The sequence below is a fragment of the Variovorax multivorans genome, from assembly GCF_051216835.1.
Lineage (GTDB): Bacteria > Pseudomonadota > Gammaproteobacteria > Burkholderiales > Burkholderiaceae_C > Variovorax.
Genome location: NZ_JBPJZL010000007.1, coordinates 96,816 through 117,758 on the forward strand (window position 1 = coordinate 96,816; position 20,943 = coordinate 117,758).

A 20,943-nucleotide genomic window follows, 5' to 3' on the forward strand; every position below is an offset into this window, starting at 1 on the left:
GCTGCATGCCATGAGCGCCACTGCCACCGCCGCCGCGTCGACCACACCGGCGCCTGTCGTCAATCTCGGGGCGCGGCATGCGCGCTGGCAGTTCTGGGGCGCGGTCATGGTCGTGCCCTACCTGCTGGTGTTCGTGGTGTTCGTGCTGTATCCGGTGGGCTACGGGCTTTGGCTCGCCCGCCATCCGCAAAGCTACGTGAAGCTGGTCGAAGACCCGATCTTCTTCCGCTCCGTGATCAACACGGCCATCTTCCTGGTCGTGGCGATCAACCTCAAGATGCTCGTGGCGCTGGTGCTCTCGGGCTTCTTCGTAACGTCTCGCTGGTGGATCAAGATCATCTCGGCGATCTTCATCCTCCCGTGGGCGATGCCCTCGATTCCGACCATCCTGTCGATCCGCTTCATGCTGAACCCGGAGTGGGGCGTGATCAACAGCACCATCTTTCGCCTGACCGGCGCCGATGGCCCCAACTGGCTCAACGACCCTGCGCTGGCGCTGAGTTTCGCGATGGTGGTGCATGTGTGGAAGTCGCTGCCGTTCTGGACGCTCATCCTCGTGGCGGGCCGGCTGGCCATTCCCACCGAGCAATATGAAGCGGCTTCGGTTGACGGAGCATCGTCGTGGCAGAAGTTCCGCTTCGTGAGCTGGCCTGCGCTCAAGACGCTCTACATCACCTCGCTGATCCTCTCGATGATCTGGACGCTGGGCGACTTCAACAGCGTCTATCTGCTCACCGGTGGTGGCCCCGCCGACCTGACGCACGTGCTTGCCACGCTGGGCATCCGCTACCTGCGGCTCGACCAGGTCGACCTGTCGATGGCATCCATCGTGGTGGCCTTGCCACTCGTGCTGCCGCTCGTGTACTTCATGATGAAGAGGCTCTCGAAATGAAGCGCTGGACCCCCAAGGCCGTGGCGACCGAGGCCAAGCTGCTGCTCATCGGCATTCCGGTGCTGCTGTGGACGCTGATCCCGGTCTATCACATGGTGCTGTTCGCGATCTCGTCCAAAGACTCGGCGACCTCGGGCCACCTGTGGCCCAAGAACCCGACGCTGGACAACTTCCGCATCGTGTTCCAGCAGAAGCACTTCTACCTCGACCACTTCTGGCTGCAGCTGTGGAACTCGCTGCTGATCGCCGTATCGGTAGGCGCGATCACGCTCTTCGTCGCAACCACGGCAGCCTTCGCGATCAGCCGGCTGCGCGTGCGTGGCGGGCGAACGGTGATGAACCTGGCGCTGTTCACGTACTTCATTCCGGCGGCGTTCCTGGCCGTGCCCATGTACAAGACCATGGGCAACTACGGCCTGCTCAACAGCCAGTGGGCGCTGATTCTCGCGATGGTGACCATCGCCTCGCCGTACTGCATCTGGGTGCTGAAGCAGGCGTCGGACAAGCTGCCCTACGAACTCGACGAAGCCGCGCGCATGGACGGCGCCTCTCCGCTGCAGCTGTTTCGCCTCGTGTACCTGCCGTTGATGGTGCCGTCGCTGGTGGCCGTGGGCACGTATTCGCTGCTGCTGGCCTGGAACGAGTACCTCTATGCCTTCCTGCTGCTGTCGAACGACAAGAGCGTGACGCTGGCGGTGGCGCTGGGCAACTTCCTGTCGGCCGACGATTCGCCGTGGGAGCTGCTGATGGCCACCGGCCTCATCTACGCACTGCCGCCTGCGGCGATCTATTACGCATTCAAGCGCTACATGGTCGGCGGCCTCACCGCCGGCGCCGTCAAGAGCTGAACGATTTCAGGGACAACACATGGCATCCGTATCCTTTCGCAATATCGAGAAATCCTTCGGCAAGGTCCAGATCATCAAGGGCCTGGGCTTCGACATCACCGACGGCGAGTTCGTCGTGCTGGTCGGCCCCTCGGGCTGCGGCAAGTCGACGCTGCTGCGCATGCTCGCGGGCCTGGAAGACATCAGCGGCGGCGAGATCATCATCGACGGCCGCGTGGTCAACGACCTCGAGTCGAAGGACCGCGACATCGCCATGGTGTTCCAGAGCTACGCGCTGTACCCGCACATGACGGTGGGCGAGAACATGGGCTTCAGCCTGCGGCTGCGCAACGCCGAGAAGTCGGTGACCGACGAGCGCGTGGCCAGGGCTGCAAAAATTCTCAACCTCGATGCGCTGCTGGGCCGCTATCCGCGCGAGCTCTCGGGCGGCCAGCGCCAGCGCGTGGCCATGGGCCGCGCCATCGTGCGCGACCCGAAGGTGTTCCTGTTCGACGAGCCGCTGTCGAACCTCGACGCCAAGCTGCGCGTGGCGATGCGCGCCGAGATCAAGGCGTTGCACCAGCGGCTGAAGACCACCACCGTCTACGTGACGCACGACCAGATCGAGGCCATGACCATGGCCGACCGCATCGTCGTGATGCACGACGGCATCGTCGAGCAGATCGGCACGCCGCTGGACCTGTACGACCGGCCCGACAACCTGTTCGTTGCGCAGTTCATCGGCTCGCCGTCGATGAACGTCATCGAAGGCACGGTGCGGCGTTCAGGTGGCGACTGCTGGGTCGAATCGCAGGGCGCGCGCTGGCCGGTTCCCATCGGTACCTCGGCGCCCGACGGCCAGCCGGTGCACTACGGCATCCGGCCCGGCGACATGACGCTCGGCGGCGGTTCGCACGGCGTGGAGGCCAGGGTGATCGTGGTCGAGCCCACGGGCGCGGAGACCGAACTGCTGGTGCAGGTCGGCGAAGCCAAGCTGGTGCTTGCGGTGCACGGCCGCGTCGATGCCGGACCGGACGACACGGTGCGGCTGGCCATCGAGGCGGAGAGCGTGCACATGTTCGACCGGCAGACCGGCCGGCGCATGGGCTGAGTCGCCAGGGTCAGGCCGTGCGCAGCCGCAACAGGGCGCGCACGAAGCCGTGATCGGAGCGCGAGCGGTCGCGCCCTTCGTGCAGGTGGTCGTTGAAGTAGTCGACACGCCGCACGTCGCCCAGGCTGTGCCGGCTGCTGGCGACGAACTCCTCGCTCACGAGGATCTGGTCGAGCACATCCGGGAAGCCCTGGTGGATGTGCGAGTACGCCACGTCCTTCTTGAGCGCCGACTCGCCCTGCATTTCGTAGGCGTTGAACAGCGCCACATCGCGCGCGGCCTTGTCGTAGGCCACTTCGGAGGTGGCGGCCACGAGCTGCGTGGTCACGCTGTGCGGGTTGTCGTTGAAGTCGCCCATCACCACGAGCGGTACGTTCGTGCCCTGCAGCAGATCGATGACGATGCAGCGCAGGGCCGCAGCTTCCGCGCCGCGCATCAGCAGCGAGCGCAGCGACGCCATCACGCCTACCTTGCGGTCGTCGCGGTCTTCGAGGTGGTTGCCCTGCGCGTCCTGCAGGAACTTCGGGCGCTTGGACTTCAGGTGCACCGTGAGCACATGCACCTGCTGGCCGTGCTTCATGCGCACCGTGACCAGCAGGGGAGGCCGCTCGAAGCGTGTGTGCGCACCGAGCCCCGGCACGTCGACACCGAAGCCCGGCGGAAAGTCGACGAAGGAGCGCACCTCGTCCACCATCAGCCGCGTGACGATGCCCACGCGCGGCGTGCCCTGTGCGCCAGTTCTCGCAGGGGTGCCCTCGGGGCTTCCGGGCGGCGGTGTGTTCTCGGCGCCGGGCACCGAGACGAAGTCGTAGCGCAGCCCGCTGCGCGCGATGGCCGCCTTCAACGCCGACTCATCCCACACCTCCTGCACCGCCAGCACGTCGGCGTTGAGTGCGTGAAAGCGCTCGCCGGTCCAGTCGATCTTTCGCTCGTACTCGCGCTCGGTGTAGGCGTCCTGGTTCTCGTAGTACACGCGGTTCGGGGCCGCGAGATTGAGGAGGTTGCAGGTGGCTACGAAGAGGGTGGCGTAGTTGGGTGGGATGTATTGCATGGCGGAACGATTGTGCCGATGCACCAAAGAAAAAGGGCACCGAGGTGCCCTTTCTTCATGTTCCGGGGCAGGTGTTCTGCCCGTGGATATCAGCGCCCGAACGAACGTCCGCCGCCACCGCCACCCGAGCGGTTGCCACCACCGCCACCGCCGTAGCCACCGCCACCACCCGAACGGCCACCGCCGCCCGAGCGATTGCCGCCGTAGCCACCGCCACCGCCGCCACCACCCGGGCGACCGCGTCCGCGGCCGCCACCCATGTGGTCGACGCTGGTGCGCAACGGATCCGGCTGGCCGGCGCCGCCTGCGACTGCTTCGGCGCGCAGGTGCGCGACCTGGTTGGCTTGCGTCGGGCTGTGGCTGTTGCCGTGATGGCGCGGTTGGCGCTCGTCATGCGGCAGATGGCCTTGTTGGTGCTGCGGGGCATGGTGCGGCGTGCGTGCCGGACCTTGCGGGCCGCGGCCTTGCGGCGGGCGAGCGCCCTGGCCGCGCGGACCCTGGCCTTGGCCCTGTCCGCCGCCGTTGCTGGCATTGCGGCCTTGACCGCCGCCGCCCTGGCCACCGCCACGACGTTGACCGCCGCCATTGCCGCCACCACCGCTGCCGCCGTTGCCAGCACCCTGGCCGGCCTTGTTCTCACGAATGCGTTGCAGCATCTCGGTGCGGGCGGCCTTGGCGGCTGCCTGCATCACGTCGCGGCTCGGCGGCCGGCCTGCGCCGCCCCAGATGGTCTGGCGGCCCATGGCGATGGGTTCGGCGCGTTCGCCTTCTTCAGGACCGAAGCCCTCGACGATCTGCACCGGAATCGTCTGCTTGGTGAAGCGTTCGATTTCCTGCATGAAGCCTTCTTCGTCCAGGCACACGAAGCTCACGGCCTCGCCGCTCGAGCCGGCGCGGCCGGTGCGGCCGATGCGGTGAACGTAGTCTTCGCTGACGTTCGGAATCTCGTAGTTCACGACGTGCGGCAGCTCGTCGATGTCGATGCCGCGGGCCGCGATGTCGGTGGCCACCAGCGCGCGGATGTCGCCGCTCTTGAAGCCGGCCAGCGCCTGCGTGCGTGCGCTCTGGCTCTTGTTGCCGTGCAGCGCCATCGCCTCGATGCCGTTCTTGGTGAGGAATTCGGCCACGCTGTTGGCGCCGAACTTGGTGCGCGTGAACACGAGCACCTGGCTCCACTTGTTCTCGTTGATGATGTGCGCGAGCAGCGCCTTCTTCTTGCCGCGGCCCACGGGGTGGATCACCTGGGTGATGCGCTGCACGGTGGTGTTGCGCGGCGTGACCTGGATGCTTTGCGGGTTCTTCAGCAGCGTGGCCGCGAGGTCGCGGATCTCGTCGCTGAAGGTGGCCGAGAACAGCAGGCTCTGCTTTTCCTTGGGCACCAGGGCCAGGATCTTCTTCACGTCGTGGATGAAGCCCATGTCGAGCATGCGGTCGGCTTCGTCCAGGATCAGCATCTGGACCTGGCTCAGGTCGAGCATGCCTTGCTGCTGCAGGTCGAGCAGGCGGCCGGGGGTGGCCACGAGGATGTCGACGCCCTTCTTGAGCTTGCTGATCTGCGGGTTCATGCCGACGCCGCCGAAGATCACGGTCGAGTCGAGCTGCAGGTACTTGCCGTAGGTGCGGACGGACTCTTCGACCTGGGCCGCGAGTTCGCGCGTGGGGGTCAGCACGAGGGCGCGGATGCCGGTGCCGCCGAACTTGTTGGTGGCGCTGCGGCTCATGCTGAGCTTGTGCAGCATCGGCAGCGTGAAGGCGGCCGTCTTGCCGGTGCCGGTCTGGGCGCCGCCGAGCAGGTCGTGGCCGTCGAGAACGGCGGGGATGGCTTGCGCCTGGATGGGGGTGGGGGTGTCGTAACCGTGCTCGTGCACAGCCTTCAAGATGGCGGGAGCCAGCTTCAGTTCATCAAAATTCATTGGAAACAATAAGCGCCATACACGGCGCAGTGGCATCGGCCCGCTTGGCGTCTTGTTGACGCCGAGCCAGTCAAGGCAGATGAAGGTCAGGGGTGGGAGCCGGAAAGTCCACCCTCGCAAAAGGGTTGAAATGGAGCTTTCTTCGTCCCCGGCAGAGAGCCGGTGTTGCGGGCAACTGGACCCGGCAACGGGGCCTATTGTCGCATGAGTCGATAATCAGTGGTTTGCCGCGCCTGAATGCCCGCATTCCGGCAGCCGCGCTTTCCCTGAATCCCCGCTACCCAAGGTAACTACCCACACATGGCTCAATACGTCTATTCGATGAACCGTGTCAGCAAGACCGTGCCGCCCAAGCGGCAGCTCTTGAAAGACATTTCGCTCTCTTTCTTCCCCGGCGCCAAGATCGGCGTGCTCGGCCTGAACGGCTCGGGCAAGTCCACGCTGCTCAAGATCATGGCGGGTGTGGACAAGGAGTTCGAGGGCGAGGCGCTGCCCATGCCGGGGATGACGATCGGCTATCTGGAGCAGGAACCCAAGCTCAACACCGAGCACACGGTGCGCGAGTCGGTCGAAGAGTCCATGGGCGCGGTGTTTGCGGCCAAGGCGCGCCTCGAAGAGGTGTACATCGCCTATGGTGCCGAAGACGCCGACTTCGACGCGCTGGCAGCCGAGCAGGCCCAGCTCGAAGCCATCATCGCCACCGCCGGCACCGATTCCGAACACCAGCTCGAAATTGCCGCTGACGCCCTGCGCCTGCCGGCCTGGGACGCCAAGATCGGCGTGCTGTCGGGCGGCGAAAAGCGCCGCGTGGCGCTGTGTCGCCTGCTGCTGAGCAAGCCCGACATGCTGCTGCTCGATGAGCCGACCAACCATTTGGACGCCGAATCTGTTGAATGGCTCGAAGTGTTCCTGCAGCGCTTCACGGGCACCGTGGTGGCCATCACCCACGATCGCTACTTCCTCGACAACGCGGCCGAGTGGATCCTGGAAATGGACCGTGGTCGCGGCATTCCCTGGAAGGGCAACTACAGCACCTGGCTCGAGCAGAAGGGCGAACGCCTGGCGCAGGAGCAGAAGAGCGAAGAAGCTCACGCCAAGGCGCTGAAGAAGGAACTGGAGTGGTCGCGCCAGAACCCGAAGGCACGCCAGGCCAAGAGCAAATCCCGCCTGGCCCGCTTCGAAGAGCTGAGCGACATGGAATACCAGAAGCGCAACGAGACGCAGGAGATCTTCATTCCGGTGGCGGAGCGGTTGGGCCAGCAGGTGTTCGAGTTCCACGGCGTCAGCAAGTCCTTCGGCGACCGCATGCTGATCGACAACCTGAGCTTCACTGTGCCGCCAGGCGCCATCGTCGGCATCATCGGCCCGAACGGCGCCGGCAAGTCGACGCTGTTCAAGCTGCTCGCGGGCAAGGAAAAGCCGGATTCGGGCGAGGTCGTCATCGGCCAGACCGTGAAGATGGCTTTCGTCGACCAGCACCGCGACGAGCTGGCCAACCAGAAGACCGTGTGGGAAGACATCTCGAACGGTCTCGACATCATCAACGTCGGCAAGTTCCAGATGGCCAGCCGCGCGTATGCGGGCCGCTTCAACTTCAACGGCGCCGACCAGCAGAAGAAGGTCGGCACGCTGTCGGGCGGTGAACGTGGCCGCCTGCACCTGGCCAAGACGCTGATTGCGGGCGGCAACGTGCTGCTGCTTGACGAACCCTCGAACGACCTCGACGTGGAAACGCTGCGCGCGCTCGAAGACGCGCTGCTCGAATTCGCCGGCACGGTCATGGTGATCAGCCATGATCGCTGGTTCCTCGACCGTATCGCCACGCACATCCTGGCCGCCGAAGGCGACAGCCAATGGACCTTCTTCGACGGCAACTACCAGGAGTACGAAGCCGACAAGAAGAAGCGCCTTGGCGAAGAAGGCGCAAAACCCAAGCGCATGCGCTACAAGGCCCTGAAGTAAGCCTCAGGCGGCTTCGGCCGCTTCAGCAAGAGCGCGCGGTTCCGCAAGGGACTGCGCGCTTTTTTCATCGTCCGCTGCAAACACCTCGCGTGCGGCGAAGAGGCCGTTCAGTGCCGCCGGGAAGCCCGCGTACACCGCCATCTGCATGATGACCTCGAGCACCTCGTCGCGCGTCACGCCGACGTTCAGCGCAGCGTGGATGTGCACCTTCAACTGCGGCGCGGCATTGCCCATGGCGGTGAGCGCGGCCACGGTCGCGATCTCGCGGGAGCGCAGGTCGAGGCCGGGGCGCGAGTAGATGTCGCCGAACGGAAACTCGATCACCAGGCGGGCGAAGTCCGGCGCGATGCCGGCCAGGCTCTCAACCACCTTGACGCCGCCTTCACCGTCGATCTCTTGGAGCTTGGCCAGGCCACGCGTGTAGCGCAGGTTGTCGTTGTGGCCCTGGTTCTGTGTGTTCGTCATTGTTCGTCTTTCCTTCCCGGGCTTTGCCCGATAGAGGAGGACGCTTCTTCGTCTTCTCGACCTCGCGGTAGTGGTCGATCTTGAGCGACAGCGCCTGCATGGATTGCTGCAGCGTCGCCACCCGGGCCTGAACTTCGGCAAGGTGCTGTTCGAGCATCTCGCGCCGTTCGCCGACGCTGGCGTCCCCCTGGCTTCGAAGCCTGACGAAGGCCTGCATGCCCTGGATGGACATGCCGGTCTCGCGCAGGCGCAACAGGAAATCCAGCAAGTCCATGTCGGCGCTCGCATAGCGCCGCTGACCACCCGGTGCACGCGGCACCGCGGCAATCAGCCCGATGCGTTCGTAGTAGCGCAGCGTGTAGGCCGTGAGGCCGGTTCGCTCTGCGACTTCCGCAATGGTCAGACTGGTTTCCATGGCGTTGATTCTCGAAATTAGAGCGCGCTCTAAGTCAAGCGCTTTGTCGAACTATTTTTGCGGGACGTTCAGGTCGGCACTCAGATCGGCATCCAGCCAGCCGCGCAGGCTGTTCACGAAGGCCAGCGCCTGCACCCGGGGTAGATCGTCCACCCGGACGACCGCTTCGGCAAGCTGGCCGCTGCGCACGCGGCCGGCGCGGCCGATGCCGTTCAGCAAGCCGCAGTGCAAGGGCGGCGTGACCCAGCGGCCGTCGAGCAGCAGGGCAATGTTGCCGCGCGTGCATTCGGTGATCTCGCCGTCGCGGTTCCACAGCAGGGTGTCGAACACGCCCGCGGCGGTGGGCGCGAAGGCTTCGTAGTGGGCGCGGCGGGTGGTCTTGAAGCGGGTGAAGTCGCTTTGGGCCTCGTCGAATGCGCGCGCGGCGAGTTGCAGTTGCACGCGCGCGGGCGGCGCTTCCATAGCGAAGGCTTCGGCGCGGGGCGTGCCTTGCGCGTCGAGCAGCAGGCGCACGCGCCACGTGCCGCTCGTGTGTTGTGCTTGAAGACGATGCAGGCACGCGGCGACGAGCGCTTCGTCCCATGCGTAGCCGAAATGCCGGGCGGCGTTTGCCATACGTGCGAGATGCGCTGGTGCATCGCGCAACTCGCCGTCTGCCAGCGCCAGTGTTTCGAGCAGCTCGAAAGGCGGATCAGCGGGTCGCTTCGCGTGCGACAGGAAGGCACGCTTGTGCCGCCACTCCTCCCACTCGGCATCGGCCCGCGCATCGGCCGTGATGCCGCTTCCGATGCCGCAGCGCGCCTCGCTGCCGCGCAGGGTGACGGTGCGGATCGGCACATTGAAAGTCGCATGCCCGCCGGGCTGCACCACACCCACGGCGCCGCAGTACACACCGCGCGCCTCGGGCTCCAGTTCGCGGATCATGCGCATCGCGCTGACCTTGGGCGCTCCGGTGATCGAGCCGCACGGAAACAGCGCCCCGAACACGTCGGCCAGCGCGGTGCCTTCGCGCACGAGGGCTTCGACATCCGACGTCATCTGCCACACTGTCGGCAGCGCCTCTGTGTGGAACAGCCGCGGCACACGCACCGAGAACGGCCGCGCCACGCGCGAGAGGTCGTTGCGGATCAGGTCCACGATCATGACGTTCTCGGCCCGCTCCTTCGGCACGGTGCGCAGCCGCTGCGCCAGCGCCTCGTCTTCGGCGGGCGTGGCGCCGCGCGGGGCTGTGCCTTTCATGGGGCGCGTCAGGATGCGGTCGCCGTGCCAGTCGAAGAAGAGTTCGGGCGACACCGACAGCACCTGCTCTTCGCCGGTGTCGATGAAGGCGGTGTAGCCGTCGGGCTGCGCCTGCCGCAGCGCAAGAAACCAGTCGCGCGCATCGCCATGAAAGCCGGCATGCAATGGGGCGGTGTAGTTGAGTTGGTAGAGCTCGCCGTTCGCAATTGCGCAGTGGATGGCCTGCATGCGCTGGTCGAAATCGGCGCGCGAGAGGCTGTCTTGCCAATCCACCGTGGGCACCGGCGAAGCATCGCTTCGGGCTTCCGGCCAGGGCTGCGCTTCGTCATGAACGCCGAACCAGGCCAACGGCCCGTCCGCTACATGCACCGCGAATGCGGGATCGAAGGCCGCCGCAGCCTCATAGCGCAGATACCCCACGCACCAGCGCCCCTCACGCGCCATCGCCTCGACGGCTTCGAGTACGGGCCGCACTTCGGCAGCCTCGCGCGCCACCAGCACGCGCGACGGCGCACCGAAAGACAGGCGCAGCCGGCATGCACCTTCGCCGTGCGGCTGTGCGAAATCGATCAGCGTGCGCAAGGTCGAATGCAGTGCTCCATCACGCGGCATCGTTCGCCGCGGTCGTCGGTCCTGCCCCACCGCCCGCACTGCTGACTTGCGACGCGCGGGCCAGCACCCGCTTGCGCACCGCATAGATGTTGTTGCGCAGCGCATAGAGCTCGTCAGCATACGACAGCGGCACCGCTACCTTGTTGACCGTGCGGTCGAGCTGGTCGAGGTCTTCGAGCAGGGACTTCTGTTCGGCCTCTTTCACTTCGGTCTTTGCATCGACCTTGGCCTCGATGTCGCGCAGCCGCGCATACCAGCGGAACACGCGCCGGCGCACGCGGAACTGGTACAGCGGCGGCACCACGCGGCTCAGCGGCAGCATCAGCACCAGCAGGCCGCCCAGCACCAGCCACATGCGCTCGACCAGGTTGCTGGCCCAGAAGGGCAGGTAGCGCTGCCAGATCGGCGGCGTGCCGTTGATGGCGCGGTCGCCTTCGGGGCTCACCGGTAGTTCGCTGGTGCGGGTGTTGGGAAAGTCGCGCGCCCGGTTGAACCAGCCGGCGCCGCTGTGCACCGATTGCGCCGCCTGCGCGAACAGCTGGCGCAGGGCCGGATGGGTCTCGTCGCGCGACAGCAGCGAGGTGGTGGCAGCGAGCAGCGCCACGTCGTGCGGCGGCAGGTCTTTCGACAGGTCGACCACACCGCGCGGCAGCGTCACCGCCGAGAGAAACGGAAAGCGCCGCGAGTAGGCGTCGGCCTGGCCGAAGTCCATGAGCTTGATGTCGTCCGAACGCAGCAGCCGTTGCACCTGCGGCGATTGCGGCGCGGAAGACAGCACGATGGCATCGAGAAGGCCGGCCTGCAGTGCCTCGGCGGCCGACGCCTGTTCGAGGTTCGACAGCAGCAGGTCTTCGGGGCCGAGCCTGTTGGCCTTGAGCAGGCGCTCCATGATGTCTGGAAGCCCGCTGCCCGGAAGGTCGATGTTCACGCGCAGGCCGCGCAATTGGGCAAGGGTGGTCAGAGTGCCGGTCTTGCGGTCGATCTTCTGCGCCGAGTCGGCACGGTAGAAGAGCCAGATCGGCTCGTAGAACAGGCTGCCGAGCGAGGTGAGGCCGGCCTCTTCGTCGGCCACCGGGTCGGCGCTGCCACCGCGCACGAAAGCCACGTCGGCCCCGCCGGTGCGCAGCAGCTGCAGGTTCTCGGTCGAGCCCGAGGTGGGCTTGAGTTCCACCTCGATGCCGCTGTGCTTGAGCGCTTCGGCATAGCGCTTGCCGAACTGCGCATAGGCGCTGCCCGTGGGGCCGGTGGCCAGCGTCACGTGCTTGGGTGGCTGCGGCTGCAGCCACCAGTAGGCGGCGATCAGCAGGCCGATGACGATGAAAATGATCGGCCCTGCCGAGGCGATCAGGTCGCGGATCGACAGCAGGATCAGCTTCAGGGTTCTGGGGAACGCCATGATGGTCTTCTCGTGTTCAGCCGCGTGCTGCGGCGAGATCCGCTGCGCAGGGAATGTGCAGCTCGCCCACCGTCACCGTGCGCGCCGCATGCACCGCGCGCAGCGTGGCGATGGCCACCGCCTCGGCGGCCATGGTGCTGAGCACCGTCATGCCGGGAGCGTTGCCTTCCAGCGGCACGCGGCCGGTGGCCAGCGCGAACAGCGTGTCGCCGTCGCTCATGGTGTGCACCGGGTTGATGGCGCGCGCCAGCCCGTCGTGCGCGACCATGGCGAGCCGGTTGGCCTGCACCTTGGTCAGCACCGCGTCGGTTGCGATCACGCCGATGGTGGTGTTGGTGCCCGCCAGCAGCGGCTTGGGGCTGTCGCCGCGCAGCAGGGCGCGGCGGGTGTCGAGCAGCGCCTTGCCGTCTTCGGTGCGCGCGCCGGCCACGGGCTGACCGGTGTTGTGGTCGATCACGTCGCCCAGCGAGTTCACCGCAATCAGTGCGCCCACCGTGACGCCGCCGACCGTGACCGATGCGGTGCCGATGCCGCCCTTCATCGCGCGCTGCACGCCGAAGAGCTTGCCCACCAGCGCGCCGGTGCCGGCGCCCACGTTGCCTTCGGCGGGCGCCGAGGTGCTCGCGGCCTCGCAGGCGGCATAGCCGGCCGCGGCGTCGGGGCGGATGCGTGCGTCGCCCATGGGCAGGTCGAACAGCACGGCGGCCGGCACGATGGGCAGCGTGCCGAAGCGCACGTCCATGCCGATGTTGCGTTCTTCCATCCAGCGCATCGCGCCGTCGGCCGCCGCCAGGCCCCAGGCGCTGCCGCCCGCGAGCATCACGGCGTGCACCTGTTGCACGAGGTTGCCGGGCGCGAGCAGGTCGGTCTCGCGCGTGCCGGGGGCGGCGCCGCGCACGTCCACGCCGGCCACGGCGCCGTCGCGCGCCATGACAACGGTGCAGCCAGTGGGGCGGCGGGTGTCGGAGAAGTGGCCGACCTCGATGCCGGCGACGTCGGTGATGGAACCGGCGGATTGAGTGGGGGTGGAAGACGGGGCAGACATGGCGGCCGATTATGAGACCGCACCCTCTACGATCCCCACCATGACAGTTGCAAGAAGTTTCTCCCCCGACGGCGGCCGCCGTCATGTCGTGGTGATCGGCGCGGGCGCGGTGGGCAGCGCCACCGCCATCGAAGCCCTGCGCGCGGGCCTGCGCGTGACGGTGGTGGAGCCCGGCGAGCCGGGCGGTCCGCATGCCACGAGCTACGGCAACGCCGGCTGGCTGTCGTCGCACTCCGTGGTGCCGCCCGCACTGCCGGGAGCCTGGCGCAAGGTGCCGGGCTGGCTGGCCGACCCGCTCGGGCCGCTCGCCTTGCGCTGGCGCTACCTGCCGCGCGCCCTGCCATGGCTGCTGCGCTATCTGGCCTCGGGCTGGACCGAGGCGCGCGTGCAGCGTACAGCCGATGCCCTGCGCACGCTGCTGGCCGACGCGCCCGCGCTGCATGCGCAACTGGCCGCCGAGGCTGGCGTGCCGCAGTTCATCGAGCGGCGCGGGCTGCTGCACGCCTACCGTTCGCGCGCAGAGTTCGATGGCGATGCGCTGGGCTGGCGCGTGCGCCGGCGCGTCGGCGTCCAGTGGGAGGAATGGCCGGAAGATGAACTGCGCCGCCGCGAGCCCGATCTGGCAGCGCGCTACACGCTCGGCATCTTCGTGCCCGAAGCCGGGCACTGCCGCAATCCGGGCGCCTACGTGGCGGCCCTGGCGCGGCATGCAGTCGATGCGGGTGCCGAACGCGTCGCCGCCCGCGCGACGGGTTTTCGCATCGAGGGCGGCCGGCTGCGCGCGGTGCGCACGGAGGCCGGCGAAATCGCCTGCGACGGCGCTGCAATCTGTGCCGGTGCCCGCTCAGGTCCGCTGGCCGCATCGGCCGGCTCCGCGGTGCCGCTGGAGTCGGAGCGCGGCTACCACGTGGTCGTCGAAGACGCCACGGCCGGCCCGCGCACGCCGACCATGGTGGCCGACGGCAAGCTCATCGCGCACTGGATGGACGGCGGCCTGCGCGCGGCAGGGCAGGTCGAGATCGCGGGCCTCGAAGCGGCGCCCGACTGGCGCCGCGCCGAAATCCTGTACGAGCATCTGCAATCGATGTTTCCGTCGCTTGCACGGCCCGCGCCGGGCGCGCCTTCCGTGAAGCATTGGCTCGGACACCGCCCGAGCCTGCCCGACGGGCTGCCCTGCATCGGCCCGTCAGGTGCCAGCGCCGACATCGTGCTGGCCTTCGGGCATGGCCACGTCGGCCTGTGCGGCTCGGCGCGCACGGGGAGGCTGGCGGCGCAGCTGCTCGCGGGAGTTGCTGCGGAGATACCGTTGGCGCCTTTCGATCCGGGGCGCTTCCAGTCCTAGAGTTCGCCGCGCTCCAGTTCCGCAAGACGCACGCAGACGAAGCTCAGTTCGCCGGAGCTATCGACAGCACCGTGAGTGCGCCGTCGACCTTGTCGGCCGTGAACTGCACCTTGTCGCCGGGCTTCACCTTCGTGAGCAACGCGGGGTCGCTCACGCGGAAGACCATCGTCATGCCCGTCATCTCGAGGTTGGGAATATCGCCGTGCTTCAGCGTGATCTTCTTCGCGTCGGTGTCGACCTTGCGGACCTCGCCTTCGACGGTTGGCAAGGCGGCCTGCGCGAAGGCGGATGCAGCGAGCAGGGCGGCAGAGAGTGCGGTGAACAGTTTCTTCATGATGAGTTTGCTTTCCTCGGCAATTGGTTGATTCAGCGATAGCTTTGATAGATGCGCGTGCTGCCGTCGGCCAGCACCAGCAGCACGTCGTAGGGATCGCGCTGGTCGCCATAGGAGGGGCCATCCATGCCTGGCGAGCCGACCGGCATGCCGGGCACGGCGAGGCCGACGGCCTTGGGCTTTTCCTTGAGCAGCCGTTGCACTTCGCGTGCGGGCACGTGGCCTTCGATGGCGTAGCCGCCGACAAGGCCCGTGTGGCACGAGCCCAGCTTGGCGGGCACGCCCAGGCGGGTGCGCGCGGCCGCGTTGCCTTCGTCATGCACGCGCGTGGCGAAGCCGCTCTTGTTGAGATGCTTCACCCAGTCCTGGCAGCAGCCGCAGTTCGGGTCTTTCCAGATCTCGACCATCGGTGCCGCGGCCATCGCTGTGAAAGGCAAGGTGGTCGAGGCCAGCGCCAGCAGAAGCTTTCTTCTTTGCATGAGGTCTCCTTCAGGATTTGCCGGCGGCAGGCAGCACGCGGATTCGACCGGCCATGCCGAGTTCGTAGTGGTCCTTCACGAGGCAGGCGAAGTCGAAATCGCCGGCGCGGTTGAAGGTCCAGACCATGTCGCCAGTCTTGCCGGCGGGCACGTGCACCATCCACGGGTCGTCGTGTTCCATGTCCGGGAACTTCTTCATCATGGCCGCGTGAGCCTCGATCTCGGCGGTGGTGCCGAGCACGAGTTCGTGCAGTTCCTTGCCACGGTTCTTCAGCCTCAGGCGGATGGTGTCGCCTTCGCGCACTTCGATGACCGAGGGCGTGAAGGTCATGTCGTCGGCCATCGCGATGTCGATGGTTCGCTTCACCGCATTGGCTTTGGCCGCGATGCCCCAGGCCTTTTGCTCGGGCGCGAGCGTGGCGGCGCCTTTGGGCTTGGGGCCGTTGTGGGCCTCGTGGGCCAGCGACGCAGTGGCGGAGGCCGCGAGCACGAGGCCCGCGGCGATGGACTTGATGAGTGTCTTGTTCATGAGTTGAGCTCCAGGGAGGAAAGGGGAGAGGAATCAGTGGTTGTGTGCGCCAGACCCGGAGGGCTTGCGCACGGTTGCGTCAGGGCTGCCGTTCTTCGACGACGGCGTGGGTGTTTCCTTGCGCGTGGCCGGCGGCACGTTCGCGTTCGGCACTTCGCGTGCGACCGTGCCGGCCGGGTGCTTGAACCACCCCGGGTCGCGGTAGTCGCCGGGCTTCTGGTCGCGCCGCACCTTCAGCAGCGTGAACATGCCGCCCATCTCGGCCGATCCGAAGGGGCCGGTGCCCGTCATCATCGGCACGGTGTTGTCGGGAATGGGCATTTCCATTTCGCCCATGTCCGCCATGCCCTTGTCGCCCATCACCATGTAGTCGGGCACGAGCTTGCGGATCTTCTCGGCCACGCCCTTGTGGTCCACGCCGATCATGGTCGGCACGTCGTGGCCCATCGGCCCCATGGTGTGGTGCGCCTTGTGACAGTGCAGCGACCAGTCGCCTTCCTCGTCGGCGATGAATTCCATCTGCCGCATCTGGCCTACCGCGACATCCACCGACACCTCCGGCCAGCGCGCGGTGCGCGGCACGGGGCCGCCGTCGGTGCCGGTCACTTCGAACTCGTGGCCGTGGATGTGAATGGGGTGGTTGGTCATCGTGAGGTTGCCCACGCGAATGCGCACGCGGTCGCCCTTGCGCACGTTGAGCGTGTCGATGGCCGGGAACACGCGGCTGTTGAAGCTCCAGATGTTGAAGTCGGTCATGGTGTTGACCTTGGGCGTGGCGCTGCCGGGCTCGACGTCGAAGCTGCCGAGCAGGAAGCAGAAGTCGCGCTGCACCGGGTCGATGAGCGGATGGTTTTCTTTCGGGTGCGTGACCCAGAAGCCCATCATCCCCATCGCCATCTGCACCATCTCGTCGGCATGTGGGTGGTACATGAAGGTGCCGGGCCGGCGCGCGGTGAACTCGTAGACGAAGGTCTTGCCCGGCGGAATGTGCGGCTGCGTGATGCCGCCCACGCCGTCCATGCCGTTGGGCAGGCGCTGGCCGTGCCAGTGCACGGTGGTGTGCTCGGGCAGCCGGTTGGTCACGAAGATGCGCAGGCGGTCGCCCTCGACCACCTCGATGGTCGGGCCGGGCGACTGGCCGTTGTAGCCCCACATGTTGACCTTGAAGCCAGGCGCCATCTCGCGCACCACGGGCTCCGCGACGAGGTGGAACTCCTTGACGCCTGCGTTCATGCGCCAGGGCAGCGTCCAGCCGTTGAGCGTGACGACGGGGTTGTACGAACGGCCGTTAGGCGGAACGAGCGGCGGCGCCGTGGCGGTGGAGCCTTGCGACACAGGTTCGGGCAGCGCTGCCATGGACACACGGCTGACGGTGGTTGCGGCGACGGCAGTGGCTGCGCCTGCGAAGAAGTTGCGACGGTTCATTTCAATGGCCTCCCGTTGCGGGGGCATCGCCGGCCGCTGCGGTCTGCAGGGCCGTCATTCCACCGGGCGAGCTGCCCGTGAGCACCAGCTGCAGATCGGTGTCCGCCAGCCAGAAATCGCGCTGCGCCTCGATGCCGGCGTTCACGGCGAGCATGCTGGCGCGCGTTTCGCCGAGCAGTTCCCACACGCTGGCGAGCATGCCGTTGTAGCGAAGGACCATCTCTTCGTTGACCTTTTTGCGCAGCGGCAGCACTTCGTCGCGGTAGCGGCGGGCAATGGCGTAGGCGGTGTTCCAGCCTTGCCACGCTTCGCGCGCCTCGCTCGCGGCGAGCACGCCCACGTCGCGCACGCGGGCGGCCGACTGCAGGTATTGCGCCTCGGCGCGGCCGTTGCGGGCCTGGCCCCAGTCGAAGATCGGAATGGGCAGGTCGAGTTCGAAACCGCGCTTGGTCTTTTTCGTGCGGTCGGCGTCGTTGTCGAAGGTGGTGTTGCGCGCTACGCCGAGCTCCATCGCATTGATCACGCTGGTGGCATGCGTGAGGCCCAGCGAGCCGGCCATGGCGGTGCTCTGCGCTTGGGCCGAGCGCACGTCGAGACGGTCGCGCAGCGCCAGCGCCTGCACGTCGCCCAGTTCCGGCGCGGCTTGCGGCAGCGGTGGCAGGCGGTCGGGCAGGGTGTAGCTGGCGCGAGCGCCGCTCAGGCCCATCAGGCGCGTGAGCTGCTCGCGGCTCGCGACAGCCGCCTGTTCGGCACGCGCGAGCTGCGCGGACGCATCGGCCAGCAGCAGTTGTTCGCGCGTGCGCTGCAGCGCGCTCCAGTTGCCGACCTGGGCCATGCGATGCGCGAGCTCGGCGCCGGCTTCGGCTGCTTCCTTTGCATCGCGCAGGTAGACAACGCTCTGCTGCGCGGCCACCGCGCGCACCCAGGCGCGGCGAGTGTCGGCGGCCAGCATCAGCACGCTCTGCGCAGCCTGCAGCTTGGCCGCCTCGTGCCGTTGGCCAGCCCATCGGGCCTGCCATGGCAGCGTGACCAGGCCCACCACGTTGAAGCTGAGCATCCGCTCGAACTCGCGCTCACTGCCCTGCGCCAGACGGCTGAAGGAAAGCACCGGGTTCGGCAGGCTCGCGGCCTGCACACGGTCGGCGTCGCTCAGTTGCAGGGTGGCGAAGGCGTCTTGCACTCGCGGGCCGTTGATGAGCGCGATGCGCACCGCGGCTTCGACGTCCAGCGGCTTGGCGAGCAGGGCATCGACGCTCTTTTGCGAAGCCTCGTCTGGCGCGCGCTGGGCTGTGGTGCCCGCCATCAGCGGGTTGCCGTTGACCAGCGCCTGCACGTCGGCAGAGCCTCCGTCGGGCGAGAGGCTGGCGCAGCCGGCCAGTATCAGGACGCTTGCGAATGCAGCGGCGCGTTTGAGCGGCGTGCTACTTCTTCGATAGCAAGGGGGGCCGGCACGCTGCCGGCGAACAATGGGGTTCACGCTCGATCTCCATGAGCAATACGACGGACGCCGCGAGCCGGAAAGGGCTCACTGCGGACGGACTACGGGCAGGGAGATCAGGAAATGGGCGGCTTCAGGCCCTGTGCGGGCTCTGCGCTTGCGAAGGGGGCCGCGTGTGCCGCAGGCGGCGCCTGGGGCGCGCTGTGCACGATGTCGACGAGGGGCATGCCGCCAAGGGCCACCGTGTGGCAGACCTGGCAGGCGGTGCAGGTGCCGCAGCCTTGATGGCCAGTGCCGTCGTTGCTGCTGTGGTTGTCATGCGAACCGGCGTGGTCTGCCATGTCCATCTGCATGTTCATGCTGTTGCCGTCATCCATCGCCTCGTGGCAATGGGCTTCAGTAGCCGCAGTCGCCATGGACACGGCCGCGTCAGCCGCCGGCAGCGAATGCCGCACCATCTCGACCGCCATGGCATCGCCGAGCCAGCCGCGGATGGGCAGCAGGGCGATCATGAGGGCGAGCAGCAGGGTGCGCATGGGGCGGGATGATAAACCTGTGCTTCAAGGCGCCAGTTCAAGACACCAGCTGGCCTCGGGCCTTGTCCACCCACACCTGCAGGTTGTCGAGCAGGTCTTTCTGGCTGAAGGAGCAGCTTTCCTCGCTGAAGAGCGCGCTCGACTCCAGCCGGTCGAGCAGGCTCAGCAGTACCTCGCCGTAGCGCGGTGGCAGGGCGCCGAGCAGTTCGGTGCTGGCGCGGGCTTCGTTCGACAGCGTGGTGACGGAGCCGCCGCCGTCGCTGCGCAGGGCCGCGATGCGCGCGGCGATGGCGTCGAGTTGCTGTGCGGCGCTCATTGCTTACCGTTCTTTCCGGGCGGCGGCAGCGACAGCCCGCGCTCGCGCATCAGGTCGCGCAGGATGTCCGGATAGTCCGTGATGATCCCGTCCGCGCCCCAGTCCATCAGCCGTTGCATGTCGGCGCGCTGGTTCACGGTCCAGGGCAGCACCTTCAGGCCGAGCTTCTGCGCTTCCTTGATGACGGTGGGCGTGAGGTCGGCAAAGGCCGGCGACCAGATCACCGGGCCCGGCGCGTTGGCCGAAGCGGCCCTGACCATCTGCGGCACCGAGGCGAAGCCGGCCGCGTCGATTCCGGCGGTCCAGCGGCTGTCCTTCAGCGTGCGGGGCGTTGTGAGGTAGGCGCGGGGCAATTGCGGCGCGAGCTTGCCGACCAGCGCCAGCGTGCGCCAGTCGAAGCTCTGGATCGTCACGCGGTCGGCCATCTTCGCCTTGTCGATCTCGGCGAGCGGCGCGCGCACCATCGGCTCGGGCGCGGCGGTTTCCTCGGGCTTGGTCGGGTCGATCTTGGTCTCGATGTTGAAGCGCACCGTGGCCGCGTCGGCGCCGCGTGCCTGCACCTGCGCGAACAGCGCGGCCAGAGTGGGAATGCGCTCGCCGTCGCGCGGTTGCTGCAGCGCGAACTGCTTGCCGTAGTTGCTCGCCGGGTTGAGGCGGCCCACGTCGTAGGTCTGCAGCTGCGCCAGCGTGAGCGAGCGAATGGCCGCGCCGGTGTTCGGGGCCAGCCAGGCGCCGCTCGCATCGCGCGTGTGGTCGGGGTTGAGCGAGGTGTCGTGCGAGATCACGACCACGCCGTCGGCCGTGAGCGCGATGTCGAGCTCGAGCGTGGTCACGCCCAGGTCGACGGCATTGGAGAACGCGGCCAGCGTGTTCTCGGGTGCCAGCCCGCGTCCGCCGCGATGGGCTTCGAGGTCGAAGTGCTGCTTGGCCGTGGGCAGGACGGCGGCGCAGCCGGCCATGAGCAGGGCGGAGGCTAGAAAGGCGTATTTCATTTGAGCTGCACTTTGATCCCGTTGTCTTGCACAGTGATGTCGCCAATCTCGTAAGTCTTGCGCCCGACCGTCAGTTCGTCGGCCGTGAAGCTGCGCAGCACCTGGCCCTGCAGCAGCTCCTGCGCGACCACGGCGCCGATCTTCTGCAGCCTCTCGGCGTCGCGGCCTTCGACGCCCTGCAGCTCGAGGCGCTCGGCCTTGGGCTGGTCGAGCCGCAGCGCGCGCGTGGCCGGGTCGTACCTCAGTGCGCTGCTGACCGACACCAGGCCCTGCACCGGCGAGGCCGCCAGCAGCGGGCTGGCAATGGTCAGCGTGGCCGTGATGGCTGCGCGGTTGCCGCGTGCGTCCAGGCCCAACTGCGGATCGCGCAGCCCGACCATGAAGATCTCGGCATAGCGCTCGGCCACCGGAAAGCGCTTGGCGATCTGCGTCTGCAGCTCGTCGCGGGTGGCGGTGTATTCGCTGGTGAAGAAATTGAAGCCGGCCAGCGCCGCGAAGGGCGCCTGCAGGGCCGCGGCGCCCAGCAGCGCGCGCAGTACCCGACGGCGGGAAGTGGGGAACGGGGTGCGGAGGTTCATACCGTCCCGAGCTTGCCACAGCCGCAAAGGTTCCCGCCAGCTGCCC

General features: G+C 67.4%; 21 protein-coding genes. 5 read left to right on the forward strand and 16 right to left on the reverse strand.

What is annotated here, in order from left to right; translation table 11 throughout:
* Positions 1 to 10: 10 nt before the first annotated feature.
* The 3 genes from ACSFCA_RS19400 to ACSFCA_RS19410 are packed head-to-tail and all read left to right on the forward strand — an operon-like array spanning position 11 to position 2,830.
* Positions 11 to 892 (forward strand): carbohydrate ABC transporter permease, encoded by an 882-nt coding sequence (locus ACSFCA_RS19400; protein WP_093058275.1) that lies wholly within the window; start codon positions 11 to 13, stop codon positions 890 to 892.
* Positions 889 to 1,740, forward strand: coding sequence for a carbohydrate ABC transporter permease (locus tag ACSFCA_RS19405; RefSeq protein WP_093058276.1), 852 nt, complete (start codon positions 889 to 891; stop codon positions 1,738 to 1,740). Before ACSFCA_RS19400 ends, ACSFCA_RS19405 begins: the two co-directional genes overlap by 4 nt.
* A 19-nt stretch (positions 1,741 to 1,759) precedes the next feature.
* Positions 1,760 to 2,830, forward strand: a complete 1,071-nt coding sequence (locus ACSFCA_RS19410; RefSeq protein WP_435460849.1) for an ABC transporter ATP-binding protein — start codon at positions 1,760 to 1,762, stop codon at positions 2,828 to 2,830.
* A gap of 10 nt (positions 2,831 to 2,840) precedes the next feature.
* Here ACSFCA_RS19410 and ACSFCA_RS19415 read toward each other — a convergent pair whose 3' ends face one another.
* The gene (locus tag ACSFCA_RS19415; RefSeq protein WP_435460848.1) at positions 2,841 to 3,881 is read right to left on the reverse strand and encodes an endonuclease/exonuclease/phosphatase family protein; all 1,041 of its coding nucleotides are present in this window, start codon (positions 3,879 to 3,881) and stop codon (positions 2,841 to 2,843) included.
* A gap of 89 nt (positions 3,882 to 3,970) precedes the next feature.
* Positions 3,971 to 5,794 (reverse strand): DEAD/DEAH box helicase, encoded by a 1,824-nt coding sequence (locus ACSFCA_RS19420; RefSeq protein ID WP_435460847.1) that lies wholly within the window; start codon positions 5,792 to 5,794, stop codon positions 3,971 to 3,973.
* A gap of 300 nt (positions 5,795 to 6,094) precedes the next feature.
* Between ACSFCA_RS19420 and ettA the strand changes: the two genes are divergently transcribed.
* Positions 6,095 to 7,756, forward strand: a complete 1,662-nt coding sequence (ettA, locus tag ACSFCA_RS19425) for an energy-dependent translational throttle protein EttA (protein WP_093058280.1) — start codon at positions 6,095 to 6,097, stop codon at positions 7,754 to 7,756.
* A 3-nt stretch (positions 7,757 to 7,759) separates the two neighbouring features.
* Here the strand turns inward: ettA and ACSFCA_RS19430 are convergent, their stop codons facing one another.
* From ACSFCA_RS19430 to ACSFCA_RS19450, 5 genes are read right to left on the reverse strand one after another with little or no spacing between them, the layout of a single operon-like run.
* Positions 7,760 to 8,221, reverse strand: coding sequence for a carboxymuconolactone decarboxylase family protein (locus tag ACSFCA_RS19430; RefSeq protein ID WP_435460846.1), 462 nt, complete (start codon positions 8,219 to 8,221; stop codon positions 7,760 to 7,762).
* Positions 8,139 to 8,636 (reverse strand): MerR family transcriptional regulator, encoded by a 498-nt coding sequence (locus tag ACSFCA_RS19435; protein WP_258350384.1) that lies wholly within the window; start codon positions 8,634 to 8,636, stop codon positions 8,139 to 8,141. Before ACSFCA_RS19435 ends, ACSFCA_RS19430 begins: the two co-directional genes overlap by 83 nt.
* A 51-nt stretch (positions 8,637 to 8,687) precedes the next feature.
* Positions 8,688 to 10,487, reverse strand: a complete 1,800-nt coding sequence (gene pabB / locus ACSFCA_RS19440; protein ID WP_435460845.1) for an aminodeoxychorismate synthase component I — start codon at positions 10,485 to 10,487, stop codon at positions 8,688 to 8,690.
* Complete coding sequence (locus ACSFCA_RS19445; RefSeq protein WP_435460844.1) at positions 10,477 to 11,883, reverse strand: TAXI family TRAP transporter solute-binding subunit; 1,407 nt, start codon at positions 11,881 to 11,883, stop codon at positions 10,477 to 10,479. The genes pabB and ACSFCA_RS19445 overlap by 11 nt, the downstream gene beginning before the upstream one ends.
* A 16-nt stretch (positions 11,884 to 11,899) precedes the next feature.
* Positions 11,900 to 12,928: a P1 family peptidase gene (locus ACSFCA_RS19450; RefSeq protein ID WP_258350380.1), complete on the reverse strand. Its 1,029-nt coding sequence runs from the start codon at positions 12,926 to 12,928 to the stop codon at positions 11,900 to 11,902.
* 40 nt (positions 12,929 to 12,968) lie between these two features.
* Between ACSFCA_RS19450 and ACSFCA_RS19455 the strand changes: the two genes are divergently transcribed.
* The gene (locus ACSFCA_RS19455) at positions 12,969 to 14,270 is read left to right on the forward strand and encodes an NAD(P)/FAD-dependent oxidoreductase (RefSeq protein WP_435460843.1); all 1,302 of its coding nucleotides are present in this window, start codon (positions 12,969 to 12,971) and stop codon (positions 14,268 to 14,270) included.
* A gap of 43 nt (positions 14,271 to 14,313) precedes the next feature.
* Here ACSFCA_RS19455 and ACSFCA_RS19460 read toward each other — a convergent pair whose 3' ends face one another.
* From ACSFCA_RS19460 to ACSFCA_RS19500, 9 genes are all read right to left on the reverse strand, one after another.
* Entirely contained in the window at positions 14,314 to 14,604 is a 291-nt protein-coding gene (locus ACSFCA_RS19460; RefSeq protein WP_258350378.1) for a copper-binding protein, read from the reverse strand.
* Between the two features lie 32 nt (positions 14,605 to 14,636).
* Positions 14,637 to 15,083 carry a DUF411 domain-containing protein gene (locus ACSFCA_RS19465; protein WP_435460842.1) on the reverse strand — a complete coding sequence of 149 codons (447 nt, stop codon included), beginning with the start codon at positions 15,081 to 15,083 and terminating at the stop codon, positions 14,637 to 14,639.
* 10 nt (positions 15,084 to 15,093) lie between these two features.
* Positions 15,094 to 15,612, reverse strand: coding sequence for a cupredoxin domain-containing protein (locus ACSFCA_RS19470; protein WP_435460841.1), 519 nt, complete (start codon positions 15,610 to 15,612; stop codon positions 15,094 to 15,096).
* A 33-nt stretch (positions 15,613 to 15,645) separates the two neighbouring features.
* Entirely contained in the window at positions 15,646 to 17,037 is a 1,392-nt protein-coding gene (locus ACSFCA_RS19475) for a multicopper oxidase family protein (RefSeq protein WP_435460840.1), read from the reverse strand.
* Position 17,038: 1 nt separating this feature from the next.
* The gene (locus ACSFCA_RS19480; protein ID WP_435460839.1) at positions 17,039 to 18,514 is read right to left on the reverse strand and encodes a TolC family protein; all 1,476 of its coding nucleotides are present in this window, start codon (positions 18,512 to 18,514) and stop codon (positions 17,039 to 17,041) included.
* A gap of 77 nt (positions 18,515 to 18,591) precedes the next feature.
* The gene (locus ACSFCA_RS19485; RefSeq protein WP_435460838.1) at positions 18,592 to 19,011 is read right to left on the reverse strand and encodes a hypothetical protein; all 420 of its coding nucleotides are present in this window, start codon (positions 19,009 to 19,011) and stop codon (positions 18,592 to 18,594) included.
* Between the two features lie 37 nt (positions 19,012 to 19,048).
* Positions 19,049 to 19,327, reverse strand: coding sequence for a hypothetical protein (locus ACSFCA_RS19490; protein WP_258350372.1), 279 nt, complete (start codon positions 19,325 to 19,327; stop codon positions 19,049 to 19,051).
* Positions 19,324 to 20,319, reverse strand: coding sequence for a glycerophosphodiester phosphodiesterase (locus ACSFCA_RS19495; RefSeq protein WP_435460837.1), 996 nt, complete (start codon positions 20,317 to 20,319; stop codon positions 19,324 to 19,326). Before ACSFCA_RS19495 ends, ACSFCA_RS19490 begins: the two co-directional genes overlap by 4 nt.
* Positions 20,316 to 20,897 (reverse strand): DUF1439 domain-containing protein, encoded by a 582-nt coding sequence (locus tag ACSFCA_RS19500; protein ID WP_307617154.1) that lies wholly within the window; start codon positions 20,895 to 20,897, stop codon positions 20,316 to 20,318. Before ACSFCA_RS19500 ends, ACSFCA_RS19495 begins: the two co-directional genes overlap by 4 nt.
* Positions 20,898 to 20,943: the final 46 nt, after the last annotated feature.